The sequence below is a fragment of the Stenotrophomonas sp. Steno-Z1 genome, from assembly GCF_056393175.1.
Window position 1 is genome coordinate 83,156 of record NZ_JBWJPB010000008.1, and the last position, 14,286, is coordinate 97,441.

General features: G+C 69.0%; 13 protein-coding genes. 3 read left to right on the forward strand and 10 right to left on the reverse strand.

What is annotated here, in order from left to right:
• Positions 1-157 precede the first annotated feature (157 nt).
• Entirely contained in the window at positions 158-2,278 is a 2,121-nt protein-coding gene (locus AC06FD_RS17335) for a M13 family metallopeptidase (protein ID WP_449335232.1), read from the forward strand.
• 500 nt (positions 2,279-2,778) lie between these two features.
• On the opposite strand, the gene AC06FD_RS17340 is transcribed toward AC06FD_RS17335, so the two are convergent.
• On the reverse strand, positions 2,779-3,687 hold the full coding sequence (locus AC06FD_RS17340) for an oxygenase MpaB family protein (RefSeq protein WP_478078448.1): 909 nt from the start codon (positions 3,685-3,687) through the stop codon (positions 2,779-2,781).
• 319 nt (positions 3,688-4,006) lie between these two features.
• On the opposite strand from AC06FD_RS17340, the gene AC06FD_RS17345 reads away from it, so the two are divergent.
• Complete coding sequence (locus AC06FD_RS17345; protein WP_478078449.1) at positions 4,007-4,621, forward strand: hypothetical protein; 615 nt, start codon at positions 4,007-4,009, stop codon at positions 4,619-4,621.
• A gap of 39 nt (positions 4,622-4,660) precedes the next feature.
• Here the strand turns inward: AC06FD_RS17345 and AC06FD_RS17350 are convergent, their stop codons facing one another.
• The 8 genes from AC06FD_RS17350 to AC06FD_RS17385 all read right to left on the reverse strand — a co-directional run bounded on the left by AC06FD_RS17350 (position 4,661) and on the right by AC06FD_RS17385 (position 11,586).
• Positions 4,661-5,005 (reverse strand): hypothetical protein, encoded by a 345-nt coding sequence (locus tag AC06FD_RS17350; protein WP_394164275.1) that lies wholly within the window; start codon positions 5,003-5,005, stop codon positions 4,661-4,663.
• A 30-nt stretch (positions 5,006-5,035) separates the two neighbouring features.
• Positions 5,036-5,809 (reverse strand): LytR/AlgR family response regulator transcription factor, encoded by a 774-nt coding sequence (locus AC06FD_RS17355; protein WP_478078450.1) that lies wholly within the window; start codon positions 5,807-5,809, stop codon positions 5,036-5,038.
• The gene (locus tag AC06FD_RS17360; RefSeq protein WP_478078451.1) at positions 5,799-7,061 is read right to left on the reverse strand and encodes a sensor histidine kinase; all 1,263 of its coding nucleotides are present in this window, start codon (positions 7,059-7,061) and stop codon (positions 5,799-5,801) included. Before AC06FD_RS17360 ends, AC06FD_RS17355 begins: the two co-directional genes overlap by 11 nt.
• Before the next feature lie 196 nt (positions 7,062-7,257).
• A complete protein-coding gene (locus AC06FD_RS17365) occupies positions 7,258-8,907 on the reverse strand; it encodes a M28 family metallopeptidase (RefSeq protein WP_478078452.1) in 1,650 nt (549 codons plus the stop codon).
• Positions 8,908-8,976: 69 nt separating this feature from the next.
• Complete coding sequence (locus AC06FD_RS17370; RefSeq protein ID WP_478078453.1) at positions 8,977-10,230, reverse strand: RNA polymerase sigma factor; 1,254 nt, start codon at positions 10,228-10,230, stop codon at positions 8,977-8,979.
• A gap of 60 nt (positions 10,231-10,290) precedes the next feature.
• Positions 10,291-10,698: a VOC family protein gene (locus AC06FD_RS17375; RefSeq protein WP_259207243.1), complete on the reverse strand. Its 408-nt coding sequence runs from the start codon at positions 10,696-10,698 to the stop codon at positions 10,291-10,293.
• A 21-nt stretch (positions 10,699-10,719) separates the two neighbouring features.
• Complete coding sequence (locus AC06FD_RS17380) at positions 10,720-11,142, reverse strand: VOC family protein (RefSeq protein ID WP_259207245.1); 423 nt, start codon at positions 11,140-11,142, stop codon at positions 10,720-10,722.
• Positions 11,143-11,166: 24 nt separating this feature from the next.
• A complete protein-coding gene (locus AC06FD_RS17385) occupies positions 11,167-11,586 on the reverse strand; it encodes a YciI family protein (protein WP_259207246.1) in 420 nt (139 codons plus the stop codon).
• Between the two features lie 214 nt (positions 11,587-11,800).
• On the opposite strand from AC06FD_RS17385, the gene AC06FD_RS17390 reads away from it, so the two are divergent.
• Positions 11,801-12,199: a YciI family protein gene (locus AC06FD_RS17390; protein WP_449335238.1), complete on the forward strand. Its 399-nt coding sequence runs from the start codon at positions 11,801-11,803 to the stop codon at positions 12,197-12,199.
• Here AC06FD_RS17390 and AC06FD_RS17395 read toward each other — a convergent pair.
• On the reverse strand, positions 12,183-14,264 hold the full coding sequence (locus AC06FD_RS17395) for a gluconolaconase (protein WP_478078454.1): 2,082 nt from the start codon (positions 14,262-14,264) through the stop codon (positions 12,183-12,185). The two genes, AC06FD_RS17390 and AC06FD_RS17395, sit on opposite strands and share 17 nt — an antisense overlap.
• Positions 14,265-14,286: the final 22 nt, after the last annotated feature.

Sequence of the window (14,286 nt, forward strand, 5' to 3'; positions counted from 1 at the left end):
GGCGGAATCCTGTGCGGCCAGCATGCACCAGCGCGCGCGACACGGGAAGGGCCGGCGTTGCCGGATCGGGCGGTTGCGGGCCTGGCCTGCGGTGGCGGGGGTAACAAGCCCGGCGGGGAGGATTAGACTTGGGGTTTTCCCGTTGCCTGAGAAGTCCATGTCCAAGCTGCGCCGCCCCACCCTGATGCTTGCCATTGCCGCCAGCCTGTCGCTGGGCCTGAGCGCCTGCGACCGCGAGCCGGCCGCCCCGGCGGCGACCACCCCGGACAAGGCCGCCGCCGCCCCGGCCGCGCCCAAACCGCAGCTGGGCAGCTTCGGCTTCGATGCCGCCGGGATGGACCGCAGCGTCGCCGCCGGTGACGACTTCTTCGGCTTCGCCAACGGCACCTGGGTGAAGAACACCGAGATTCCGGCCGACCGTTCCAGCTATGGCAGCTTCAACGTTATTTCCGAGAAGACCCTGGCCGACACGCGCGCCATCCTGGAAGGCGCCGCGGCCGATACCAAGGCTACCGGCGAGGCCAAGCTGATCGGCGATTACTACGCCGCCTTCATGGACGAGGCCGGGATCGAGTCGCGCGGCGTGGCGGCGGTCAAGCCGGAGCTGGACGCGATCGGCGGGATTGCCGACAAGGCCGCGCTGGCCACCACCCTGGGCGGCACCCTGCGCGCCGACGTGGATCTGCTGAATGCGACCAACTTCTACACCGACCGCCTGTTCGGGGTGTGGGTGTCGGTGGACCTGCTGCAGCCGGACCGCAACGCGCCGTACCTGGTGCAGGGCGGCCTGGGCCTGCCGGACCGTGACTTCTACCTGCAGGGCGGGCGCATGGCCGAGCTGCGCAAGCAGTACCAGGCCTACATCGCGCAGGTGCTGCAGCTGGCCGGGGTGGCCGATCCGGCGGCCAAGGCGCAGCGCATCCTGGCCCTGGAGACCAAGATCGCGCAGGCGCATGCCACCCAGGAAGAAACCAACGATGTGGCCAAGGGTGCCAACGCCTGGAAGCAGGCCGACCTGAGCGCGAAGGCGCCGGGCATGGACTGGGCCGCCTTCCTGGCCGGTGCCAAGCTGGGCGAGCAGCAGGACTTCATCGTGTGGCAGCCCAAGGCGGTGGCCGGGATCTCGCGCCTGGTGGCGACCGAGCCGCTGGAGGTGTGGAAGGACTACCTGGCCTTCCACGCGCTGGACCGCGCCGCACCGTACCTGCCCAAGGCGTTCGCCGACGCGCGCTTCGCCTTCCACGGCACCACCCTCAACGGCACGCCGCAGCAGAGCGAGCGCTGGAAGCGTGCGGTGGATGACAGCAACCACGCGGTGGGCGAGGCGATCGGCAAGCTGTACGTGGAGCGCCACTTCGACCCGGCCACCAAGGCCCGCGCCGATGAGATGGCCAGGAACATCATCGCGGCCTTCGCCAAGCGCATCGATGCGCTGGACTGGATGTCGCCGCAGACCAAGGCGCATGCCAAGGCCAAGGTCGCCGGGCTGACGGTGGGCATGGGCTACCCGGACAAGTGGCGCGACTACACGGGCCTTGAGATCAAGCGCGACGATGCGCTGGGCAACGCGGCGCGCGCCGAGCAGTTCGAATACCAGCGCAATATCGCCAAGCTCGGCCAGCCGGTGGACCACAGCGAGTGGGCGATGCTGCCACAGACGATCAACGCGATGAACGTGCCGCTGGAGAACCGCCTGGTGTTCCCTGCCGCGATCCTGCAGCCGCCGTTCTTCGATGGCGCGGCCGACGATGCGGTCAACTACGGTGCGATCGGTGCGGTGATCGGCCACGAGATCAGCCATGGCTTCGACAATGCCGGCGCGCTGTTCGATGAGACGGGCAAGCTGCACAACTGGTGGACGGCGGACGATCTGAAGAAGTTCAACGCCGCCGGCGATGCGCTGGCCGCGCAGTTCAGCAGCTACCAGCCGTTCCCGGGGGTGTCGGTGAATGGGCGGCTGACGCTGGGTGAGAACATCGCCGACGTGGCGGGCCTGGCGACGGCCTACGATGCCTACCAGTTGTCGCTGCAGGGCAAGCCGGGGCAGACGCTGGAGGGCTTCACGCCGGACCAGCGCTTCTTCCTGGGCTTCGCGCAGGCGTGGCGCAGCAAGGCGCGCGAGCAGGCGCTGCGCAATTCGCTGCTGACCAACGTGCATGCGCCGGGCCAGTTCCGCGCGCTGACGGTGCGCAACCTGGACGCGTGGTACCCGGCGTTCGAGGTGAAGGAAGGCCAGAAGCTGTATCTGGCGCCGGACAAGCGGGTCAAGGTGTGGTGAGGGGTTTTATCGCGTTGCGATGATGCAGAAAAACGGGCGCTTCGGCGCTCGTTTTTTTTGTCTTCCTGCTGGGGCTTTCTGCAGTGAAGAACAGGCGCAACAGCAACAGCGGCGAGTGCCGGGCTTTGCTGGCTGGGGCGGGTACGGGCGGGAGTGCGGGACACGCCGTGAACCCATCCCTGGGGGCTCGACATGCGCCATCCATGGCGCATGACGGTCCCGCACTCCCACCCGTACCCACCCTTTGACAGTGTGCCGGTGCGCAACGAAACAGCCGATGCGCTATCACCACGCAGCCCTGCATTGGACTGTGAGTCTCAAACTGCGCCTATCCACTTCTTCGCTTTGTGCTTCTTCGCTTTGTGCTTCTTCGCTATGTGTTCTTCATGCGACTGACGCCCAGCCCAGCGTCTGGGCCGGGCCGCGGAGCGGGATTTTCGGCGTGCCCCGCGAGCCCCCCCGCCCTGCCCCTGGTGGGCAGGGCAGAAGGCTTTTATGCCTCACCCCCACTCGCCCAACACGCTCACCGGCACGCCCATCCGCGTGCACGCGCGCGTGGCCAGGCCATCCTGCAGTGCGCGCCGGAACAACGGCGCCATCGCGCGCAGCACGTGGGCGGATGTGCGTGCCTGCGCGCGTTGCAGGGGCGTGCGCTCGAGCATCGCCGCGGCCCAGTCCGGGACCAGGGCTGCCCCCGCCCCCAGGAACAGCTCGCGCGACAACCCCGCCATCGGCACCGGCAGGCGGATGCCCGACAACACCCCCAACACCTCGCGCGAGCGCGCATCGAAGCTCAACTGCGGCAGCTGCCGGGCAAAGTAGGCGTCCACCTCCGCTTCGGTGGCCGGCACCTCCGTGGCGCCCAGCGCCTCGGCCACCCGCTTGTACTCGCCGTAGTACTGGTCCGCAACCGCCACCGGCACGTCGCGGCAATAGCGCCGGCAGCCCTGCAGGAAGCCATAGGCCTCGGTGACATGCACCCACGTCAGCAGTGCCGGATCATCGGCCGCGTACACGCGCCCATCGGGCAATTGACCGCGTACCCGCGCATGAATACGCCTGACCTTGGTCACCAGTGCCTCCACCTCGCCGGTCGGCGCATAGCTGGTGCCGGCCACGAATGCCGTGGTCCGGCGCAGCCGCCCGACCAGGTCCTCGCGGAAGTTGGAATGGTCGTACACCCCGGCCAGTGCCAGCGGATGCAGGGTCTGCAGCATCAACGCGCACAGGCCACCGGCCAGCATCCCCGGAAACTCCGAGTGCACCCGCCAGGTTGCGCTGTGCGGGCCGAACCAGCCGGGATCGCCCAGCGGCTGGTCGTAATCGATACCACTCTGCCCTCGCGGGAAGGCGCCCAGGACCCAGCGCCGGATCGGCGCGGTGATCGGGCGGGAAAGACGGTGCAGCAACGGCGGCCTCGCAGGGGGTCCAATCGGTGGGAAACGACCGCAGCCTGCGCGGTCGGCCACGATTCTGGCCGATCCCGGGGTCGCCAGCGAGCCTGCGTGCCCAGCGCCGGTTTCATGTGCGGCCGCAGCATGTTTTTTCCTGCGACATCTTGTCGCAGGCCGCAGGCGCAATGACGCGCTGCAGCACCGGCCGCCCATTCAGAAAACCGGGCGCGGCGGCTTCGCACCGCCCCCATTGCACGGCCCGCTGGAAGTGCTAGAACTGAATCCGCCTCAAGTTCGTCCAATGCGCTGTCGCACGTTCCAGAAGGAGCACGTCATGATCGCTTTGTTCAAGGGTTTGGGTTTGCTGTTGCAGGACAACGAGCTCTACGGGAGTCCGTTCGAAAAACAGGTCGCGCATTGGCGTAACAAGAGCGAGCAGCAGATCCGCGAGGAAGTGGAGGTGCTGGCCAAGGCCAAGGGCCAATGGCTGATGGCCTCGATCATGGGCTGGCAGGCGTCGTCCCTGCTGATCCTCGGGCTGATCAGCAACTACCTCTGGAAAGACGACTTCCATATCACCTTCACCCGCGTGGTGATCGTGTTCGGCTCGTGGATCTCGATCCTCTTCGTGATCTGGTTCATGGCCAACATGTTCGACCATACCGCCGGCTTCGAGCGCTGGATGAAGGCCTTCAACAGCCGTGCCCGGATCACCTCCGACGCTGACAGCGTGGAGTGCGTCGCTGAGGCGCTGGACATGGCCCAGCATTACCCCGAAGTGCTCGACTACAAGCAGGCCGTCACCGCCCGTCGCGAGCTGCGCCATGAGGACATCCGCATCATGCGCGAGATCGGCCGCATGAAGCAGCACTCCGAACTGGTCGGCCAGCTCAACCACGTCGGCGATCAGGACAGCCGCGGCGACCTGCACCTGCAACCAGCCTTCTGACCATCCCGGAAAGCGGGGGGAGCCACAATGCCACCGTGATCACTCACGGTGGCATTGTTCTTTGGGCTGCTCGCTCACGCATTGGCCGAAGCCCTTGGGCAGGTCCGGCACCCGTTCGGTCTTGCCCACCGCCACCGACAGGCGCCGCACGGGCGGCTGTGCGCAGGCCGCATCGGCCTTGCAGCCCGGTGCCAGCACCAGGTAGTGGCACTGGCCGCTGCTGCTGGCGATGCAGGCGAACTGCGCCACCCCGTCCACCACCGTGGAGGTGCTGTACAGCGTGTCCACGCCATTGGCGCGCACGCGGGTGACCGAGGTATTGCTGGACTGCTCGCAACCGGCCAGGGCCAGCAGCATGACGCACAGGATCGGGAGGTGGCGCATGGTCGCTCCAACGTTGCGATGGACGGGGAATCACATACCGCGGAACAGGCTCATGAACGGCTGGCTGACGCTCAGCACCTCGGCACGGTGCTTGAGCTTGAGCTGGCCGCGCCCGCTGTCGTCGCGGCTGACGGCGGCCACCGCCTTCATGTTGACGATGGTGGAACGGTGCACCTGGCGGAAGCGCTGCGGATCGAGCACCTCCAGCAGTTCGCGCAGGGGCGTGCGCAGCAGGCTTTCGCCCTGCTCGGTCACCACCGTGGTGTACTTGCTGTCGGCGCGGAAGTACAGCACATCCTCCAGCATGATCAGTTGGGTGTCGCGACCGTTGCTGGCGGTGATCCAGGCCAGCGGGGGCGTGCCCGCGGCCGCTGCGCCGCCCTGGCCGAGGCGCTGCAGGAGCTGTTCGAGCATGGCGCTGTCCGGCCGGCCCTGCTGCAGGCGCGCCAGGATCCGCTCACGGGTGGCCAGCAGGCGCTCGTCGCTGACCGGCTTGAGCAGGTAGTCCATCGCGCCCTGCTCGAACGCATCGATCGCGTACTGGTCGTAGGCGGTGACGAACACCAGCTGGGTGCGTGGGCTGATCTCCGGCAGCGCGCGGGCCACGTCGATGCCGGTGATGCCGGGCATGCGGATGTCCAGGAAGGCCAGGTCCGGTTTCAGTTCGGCCAGCTTTTCCAGCGCGCAGGCGCCGTCTTCGCACTCGGCCACCAGGCGCAGTTCCGGCCACAGCCGCTGCAACTGGGCGACCAGCGACTGGCGCAGCAGGTCTTCGTCTTCGGCGATCAGGGCATCAAGCTGCATGGATGGCCTCGCGCGCATCGCGCGGCAGGGAGATTGTGGCGGCCACGCCGCTGGGGAAGTTGGACACGATGGCCACGCCGGCGCGCTCGCCGCAGGTCAGGCGCAGGCGCTCGCGCAGGTTCTTCAGGCCGATGCCGGTACCGCTGCTGCCGCCCTGGCCGAAGCCAAGCCCGTCGTCGGCCACGGTGAGGGTGACATGGTCATCGAAGGCGCGCGCGATGATCCACACCGTGCCGCCACCGGGCTTGGGTTCCAGCCCGTGCTTGATCGCATTCTCCACCAGGGTCTGCAGGGCCATCGACGGCAGTGGCAGCCCGAGCAGCGCCGGCGGCACGTCCACCTGCAGCGCCAGCCGCGCCCCCATGCGGATCTTCAGGATTTCCAGGTAGGCCTGGGTGCGTTCCAGTTCCACGCCCAGGGTGGACATCGACTCGTCGACACTGGGCAGCGAGCTGCGCAGGTACTGGATGAGGTGGCCCAGCATCTGGTCAGCACGCGGCGGGTCGGTGCGGGTCAGCACCTGTGCGTTGGCCAAGGTGTTGTAGAGGAAGTGCGGTTCCACCTGGGCGTGCAGCAGGTTGAGTTTGGCCACCGAGAGTTCTTTTTCGGTCGCGGTCTGTTCGGCGGCGGCCTGCTCGTCGCGGCGCTGCTCGGACACCCGGCGGGTGATCGCGCGGGTGACCGCTTCGGCGTTTTCATGGTTGCTGCCCTCGTCCACCGCCAGCAGGTCGGCCCAGACCCCGGCGTCCGGCTCGAACAGCAGGGTGACACTGCTGGTGCCCTGCCCCGGGGTCACCGTGGCCAGCACGCTGTTGCGGCGGATCGCCAGCCGTGCCGGCAGGTTCCAGCGCGATGGCGGGCGGCCGTTGTAGGGGTCCACGCGGCGCACGCAGGCCCGCACCTGCAGGCTGCCGGCGGCGCTTTCGATGTTTTCCACGCGGGGCAGCTCGGCGATGGCTTTTTCCACCAGCGCAAACGCCGGGCCGGCGTCCATCGGCAGTTCGATCTGGCGGCGCTGCCGGCTGGACAGGGTGGTGCCGTCCAGGCGACCGGCGATCAACCAGACCCGGCGGATATGGGTGATGCAGCTGCCGATCGCGGTGACCACCAGGAACATCGCCAGCAGCCCGAAGACCCAACCGGGGCCGTCGTCCATGCCGCTGAAGATGCCACTCCAGACGAAGCCGGCCACGACGATGGCGGCGGCCCAGGCCAACAGGATGCGGAGAATCAGAGCGAGGCTGGCGAACACGGCGGCGTCTTCACATAGGGAGTGAGGCGAGCATAGCCCTGCCGCCAGCGGGAACAAGCGGCATGCGACGAAGGCGGGGAATGCGGGGATGAAGCCGGCCAGCGGCCGGCCGCAGCCGTGTCGATGGCTGCGGCTGGGCACCCGCCCCGCGCCGGGGGGCCGCGCGCCCCGCCGGCGGTACCGGCGGGGCAGTGGGTCAGTTGCGCTCGGCGGCGCTGGCATCGCGCGGGGCGCGGAACTGGGAATCATTGCTCCAGTTCGGCCAGGCCCGCGCGTTGGCCAGCTGGTTGCCCAGCGTGTACAGCACTTCCAGGTCGCGCGAGGCACCGGCGAAGGTCCAGTCCGGCTGCCACTGGTCGCCCTGCTGGTGGTAGCGCTTGGCGGTGTAGTCATCCGAGGCGGCCTTGCCCGCGGCCACGCCGCCGTCCACCCAATCCTGCCCGGCCGAGTAGGACACCGCCGGCACGCCGCGCTTGGCGAACGGGAAGTGGTCCGAGCGGAAGAACAGGCCGGCTTCCGGCTTCGGGTCCGGGGTGTAGCGGATGTCCCAGCCCTTGGCGACGTCCTTGAGCTGGTCCAGCAGTTCCAGCTTGGCCGACCCGTAGATGCCGAAGTCGCGCGACGGGCCGAACGGCGCCATGCCGTCCATGTTGATCACCGCCACGGTCTTGCTCAGCGGGTACAGCGGATGGCTGGCGTAGTACTCCGAGCCGAGCAGGCCCTTTTCCTCGGCGGTGACCGCCAGGAACAGCACCGACCGCTCGGGGCGCTTGCCCTTGGCAAAGCCGCGGGCCAGTTCGACCAGCGAGGCGGTGCCGCTGGCGTTGTCCAGCGCGCCGTTGAAGATGGTGTCGCCGTTGGCGTCGGGCTTGCCCACACCGATGTGGTCCCAGTGCGCGCTGTACACCACGGTCTCGTCCGGATGCCGGCTGCCTTCCAGGCGCGCGGCCACGTTGTGCGAGGTGATCACCTCGGTCTTGACCGCGTATTTGGCCGAGAAGGTCTCGCCCTTGAGCTCGACCGGCTTGAAATCGCGGCGCTGGGCCTGCGCCTTGAGCGCCTCGAAATCCAGCCCCGCGCGCTTGAACAGGTCCACCGCCAGGTCACGCTGGATCCAGCCTTCCAGCAGCGGGTGGGCCTCGGCGGGCTTGTCGCGGACCACATCGAACATGGTGTTGGTGTTGGAACCGGCCACCGTGGCCCAGCCGTAGGAGGCCGGGGCGGTCTCGTGCACGATCAGCACGCCGAGCGCGCCCTGGCGCGCGCCTTCTTCGTACTTGTAGGTCCAGCGCCCGTAATAGGTCATGCCCTTGCCGTCGAAGTCGCCCTGGCCGCTCTCGAAGTCGGGGTCGTTGATCAGCACGACGGCGATCTTGCCCTTCAGGTCCACGCCCTTGAAGTCGTCCCAGTCGCGCTCGCCGGCCTTGACGCCATAGCCGAGGAACACCAGCGGCGCGTTCCTGATGTCCACCTCGCTGGCACCGTTCATCGCGGCGCGCACGGCGATTTCCTTGCCCTGGCTCAGCGCTTGCGGCGTGCCCTTGCTGGTCAGCGACAGGCTCGGCGTGCCGACGATATCGCCCTTGAGCAGCGGCACGGCCTGGGTCCACAGGCGCTTGCCGTCCTTGAGGTCGCCGCCCGGCTGCAGGCCCGCCGCGGCGAACTGCCGGCTCAGGAAGGCGATGGTCTTTTCTTCGCCGGCGGTGGCCGGCGAGCGCCCCTCGTAGGCGTCGGAGGCCAGCTCCTTGACGTCGGCGGAGATCCGCGCGCCATCGAATTTGGGGGTGGCGGCCATCAAGGCCGACGACACCGACAACGCCAACAGGCTGATTACCACACGCTTCACGCTGCACCTCATGACTGACCGACAATCGTACGAGTGTAGGCCAGCGCCGTCGCCCGGTGCAGTGCCCCTCTACACGGCCGCCGCGCGCGCCAGCAGCAGGGCCTTCTCGCGGCCGTTGGCGGTCAGCGCGGCGGCACGTTCGAATGCGGCCCGTGCCTGCTCGGGCCGCCCCAGCTGGGCTAACAAGTCGCCCTGCACCGCCGCCAGTGGCGCGTAGTCGCGCAGGCGGGCATCGGCACCCAACTGCTCGACCAGCGGCCAGGCCGCCGCTGCGCCCTGCGCCCGCGACACCGCGACGGCGCGGTTGAGCTCGACCACCGGCGACGGTTGCCGTTCGGCAAGCCGCGCGTACAACGTCGCCATCCGCGTCCAGTCGGTGTCCTCGCTGCGGCGCGCACGCGCGTGGCACTCGGCGATGGCGGCCTGCAGCACGTAGGGATCATCGCCTCCCCCCAGCGCCACCGCCTGCTGCAGTGCCGCCTGGCCGCGCGCGATCTGCAGCCAGTCCCACCGCGCGCGGTCCTGGTCGGGTAACAGGATCGGGGCACCGCCGGCTTCGGTGCGCGCGGCAAGCCGCGAGGCCTGCAGTTCCATCAGCGCCAGCAGGCCCTGTACCTGTGGCCAGGTCGACAGGCGATGGGCCAGCACGCGGCCCAGCCGCAATGCCTCGTCGCATAACGCCGGGCGCATCCAGTCATCGCCGGCACTGGCCGCGTAGCCCTCGTTGAAGATCAGGTAGACCACCTCCAGCACCGAGGCCAGCCGCTCTGGCAGGGCGGCCTGGCGCGGCACGTCAAACGGCACGTTCTTCTGCGCCAGCGTGCGCTTGGCGCGCACGATGCGCTGGGCGATGGTGGGTTCCGGGGCCAGGAAGGCGCGCGCGATCTCGTCGGTGGTCAGCCCGCCAAGCAGGCGCAGGGTGAGTGCCACGCGCGCATCGGCCGCCAGCACCGGGTGGCAGGCCACGAACATCAGCCGCAGCAGGTCATCGCCGATGTCGTCTTCCAGCACTGCGCTGTCGTCCGGCGCGGGCAGCGGCAGCGGTTCCAGCGCACTGCCGTGCAGCGCATGCTGGCCGGCCACGCGCTGGTGCTGGCGCAGCACGTCGATGGCACGGTTGCGCGCGGTGGTCATCAGCCACGCTCCGGGGTTGTCCGGGATGCCGTGCGCGGGCCAACGCTCCAGCGCGGCCAGCCAGCTGTCCTGGGCCAGTTCTTCGGCACGTCCTACATCGCCGCGCAGCATGCGCGCCAGGCGTGCGATCAGGGCCGGCGATTCCATCCGCCAGAGCGTGTCCAATCGTTGCGAAAGCGCGGTGTCCATGCGCGGATCAGAGCATCGGCGGCGGCCTGGCACAAGCCCGCCGCCATCGCCCCGTAGGCCTTATCCCGGCTCGCCATCCATGTGCGCGATTTCCCACAGGTGTCCATCCAGGTCCTGGAAGCCGCGCTGGTACATGAACCCGTAGTCGCGCGCCGGCATCGGTTCGCTCGCCCCGGCCGTGAGCGCCGCGTCCACCAGCGCGTCGACCGCGTTACGACTCTCCGCCGACAGGCAGGTGATCACCTCGGTGCTGCTGCGTGCATCGCTGATCGGCTTGGGCGTGAACCCGCTGAAGAAGGGCTCCACCAGCAGCATGACGAAGATGCTGTCGCTGATGATCATGCAAGCCGCATTCTCATTGGTGAAGGTGGGGTTGAAGGCGTAACCCAGCGCCGCGAAGAAGGCTTTGGAGGCCTCCAGGTCGCGCACGGGGAGGTTGACGAAGATCATCTGCAGCGGTGCGGTCATGGTGTCGTTCCTTGGCGGGGCTCAGGGCTGTTTCATGCAGTTGACCATCCACGGCTTGCCGTAACGGTCGATCAGGAAGCCCCAGCGATGCGCCCAGAACGTCTCGCCGATCGGCATCTTGACCTCGCCGCCGTCGGCCAAGGCCTTGAACACGCGCTCGGCCTCTTCCACCGTGTCCACATCGATGTTGATGGTGGTGCTGTTCTCGCCACCGCTGGACGGGCCATCGGCGGCCATCAGGATCGCGCCGCCCACCTCCAGCTGGCTGTGGGCCACGTGGTCGAGCGTCTCCGGCGGCATCTCGCCGCAGCCCTCGGCGCCCTCCATGGGCGGCATGTCGCGGTACTTCATCTCCGAGGTGACCTCGCCGCCGAGCACCTGCGCGTAGAAGGCCATCGCCTCGTGGGTCTTGCCGTTGAAGCCAAGGAACGGAATCAGTTTCATGGGTGTGCTCCAGGGAGAAATGGGTCAGTCGGCGGCGCCGATCTGCTCGCGCAGACGCTGTTCCTGCGCCTGTAGTTCCGGGGTGAAGGCGGCGCCGAAATCCTCGGGACTGAGGATCGGGCGCAGTTCGACCACATCGCCGGGGGCGAACGGGGCGCGCTTGAGCCATTCGGTGGCCTCGTCCAGCGACCGCACCTGCCAGAGCCAGAATCCGCAGACCAGCTCGCGGGTCTCGGCGAACGGGCCGTCGATCACCCGTGGCGGCTCGCTGCCGAAGGCCACGCGACGGGCGCGCGAGGTCGGGTGCAGGCCCTCGCCCGCCAGCATGATCCCGGCCTGCACCAGCTGTTCGTTGTAGGCGCCCATGGCGCGGATTTCCTGCTCGGTCGGCATCAGGCCGGCCTCGGTTTCCTCGGTCGCCTTGACCAGGACCATCACTTTCATCGTTGTCTCCTGCCGGACAGGCCCGGGACCCGGGCCCTTCATGGAGTACAACGTTGCACGGGCCCGGAAATCGACGCACCGGCGCAAAAAATATTCCGGCGATGCGGTGGGCGCGGCGGGCCGACAGCCTGAACGGGCAGGTCCTGTCGCGCTGCAACACCGTCGCTGCGGCGCCTGGGGCATGATGATCGCCCCGTCCCCGGAGCGTTCGGCCATGCAATTCCTGCTGCTGATCTACATCGATGAAGGCCTGCTGCAGGCCCTGCCCGCCGAGGAATACGACCGCCTGATGCGCGACTGCCTGCAGCACGCCGACGCACTGCAGGCGGATGGCACGCTGGTGTTGGCCCAGCAACTGGCGCCGGTGGACAGCGCGCGTACGCTGCGCACCCGCCAGGGCCAGGCCCGGGTCACCGACGGCCCGTTCGCCGAAACCCACGAACTGCTGGCCGGCTTCAACCTGATCAACGCGCGCGACCATGCGCAGGCGCTCGCCATCGCCCGGCAGTTCCCGTGGTCGCGCTTCGGCAGCATCGAAGTGCGTCCCCTTGCCGACATGCAGGCCGAGCGCGCGCGCGTCGGCCTGGAACGCGCGCTTACGGCAACAACGTGATCTTCAACTCGCGCGCACCCACGCCTTCATTGCCGCTGTAGTCGCGCACACTGGCGCGGATCACGTAGTCGCCCGCCGGCAGCGCATCCGGCTGCCAGCGACCGGTCTCCACCACGCCATCGCGCACGGTGTTGCTGACCAGGTAGCGGAAGCGGGTGACCGCGCTGCCGTGCACGGTGATGCCGCTGTCCGGCGCATAGGCCACCACGGTGGCGCTGTTTTCCGGCGGCATGCGGTTGAACACGATGTTGAAACGCGGCTGCTCGTAGCCCGGCAGCGGCTGGCCTTGCGCGTCGAGGATCTGGTAGCCCACCTGGTAGGCGCCCAGGCGCCGGCGCGGCAGGTTGCGGTCCACCTGGTCCCACGCTTCCACCACGATCTGCACGCCCGGCCCCTGGCGCGGCACCGGCACGCGTCCGCCGGTGGCGGCCGTGATCGGCTGGTCCAGGTCGTCCAGCAGTTCCACCGCGGTGATGCGCGGGGCGAAGCGGTCGGCATAGCCGGTAAAGCCCAGCGCCACGGCATTGCGTTCGAAGCCACTGGCACCCACGCTCAGGTGCACGTGCGCCATGCGGTTGATGCTGCCCAGCGGTTCGCCCACGCGGAAGCGGGTGCCGCGACGGACGCGGATGCGTTCCAGCTTGCCATCCAGGTCCAGCAGTGGCTGCCAGCGCGCGTCGAAGGGCTGCCCGCGCGGGTCGCGCCCGACCTGCATGTGGATGTACTTCAGCCGCCCCAGCGCCAGGCCCTCGCCCTGCCCGCCCACCGCCCAGCTCGCCGCCGCGCTGTCGACCTTGCCATCGGCGATGGCCAGCACGCGCTGGCCGACATCACCGCGGATGTCGAAGCCGCCGTGCAGGTGGTGGCGGCTCTCGCCGCTGAAGTTGCCGCGCACCTCGCCCAGCGTGCCCACCACTTCATGCCAACCGTCCTGCGGTGCCAGTGGCCAACGGCCTGCGGTGGCCGGAAGGGGCGCGTCCGGCGCCGGGCCGGTCACCGCCGGTGCGGGCGCACTGCCATCGGCGGCGGCACGCAGCCGGTGGATGCGGTAGGCCGCCGCGTCCGCCAGGTACAGCCCGCCCTGCGCGTCCAGGGCCACCCCGCTGGGGCGGGCAAAGCGCGGCTGCGGGGCTACCCCGGCCAGTGCGACCTGGTGGCCCTGCGGGGACACCTGGACCACCTTGCCGTTGATGTCGCCCACGTACAGCACGTCATCGTGGGTGACCGCCACCGAGAGCGGCCCGCTGAGCACCCCACCGCCGACCACCTGGGTGCGCAGCGTGCCATCGGGGGACAGGCGCCGGATCGCATCGTTGTACAGGTCGGCGATGAGCAGGTTGCCGTGCGCATCCAGCGCCAGCGCCACCGGCGTGTCCAGCCGTGTTTCCGCGCCGATGCCGTCCACGTTGCCCGGCGCGTCGCCACCGGCCAGCGTACGCACGTTGCCATCCGGTTCGATCACGCGGATACGGTCGTTGTAGGTGTCGGCCACGTACACGCGGCCGGTCGCATCGACGGCCACGCCCATCGGCCCGTCGAAGCGCGCCTGCAGGGCCGCGCCGTCGGCGAACCCCGGCTGGCCATCACCGGCCACGGTGGTCACGTTGCCGTCGGTGCCGATCCGGCGGATTCGATGGTTGCCGGTATCGGCCACGTAGACGTTGCCCGCCGCATCCAGGGCGATACCCGAGGGCGTGTTGAACTGTGCCTGCAACGCAGGGCCATCGCGCCAGCCTTCGCCGGTGCCAGCCAGCGTGTCCACGCGCCCGTCCGGATGCAGCCGGCGGATGCGGTTGTTGTCGCCCGCGTCGGCAATGTAGGCAACCCCGTTGCCATCCAGGGCCAGCGCATAGGGGTCGGCGAAGCGCGCCTGCGCGCCGGCGCCGTCGCGCAGGCCATCCACGCCGTCGCCAGCCGCGGTCTCGATATGCGCCTGCCAGCCCAGTGGGGTCGGTGCCGGGCCGCGTGCCACCGGCGCCTGCACGGCCGTGGGAAGGAAGGTCCACGCCAGCCCTGCCGCAGTGACCACCACCACCGCCACCACCATCCACTGCCAACGTTTCATTGCGTTCCTTGCATGCATCCGG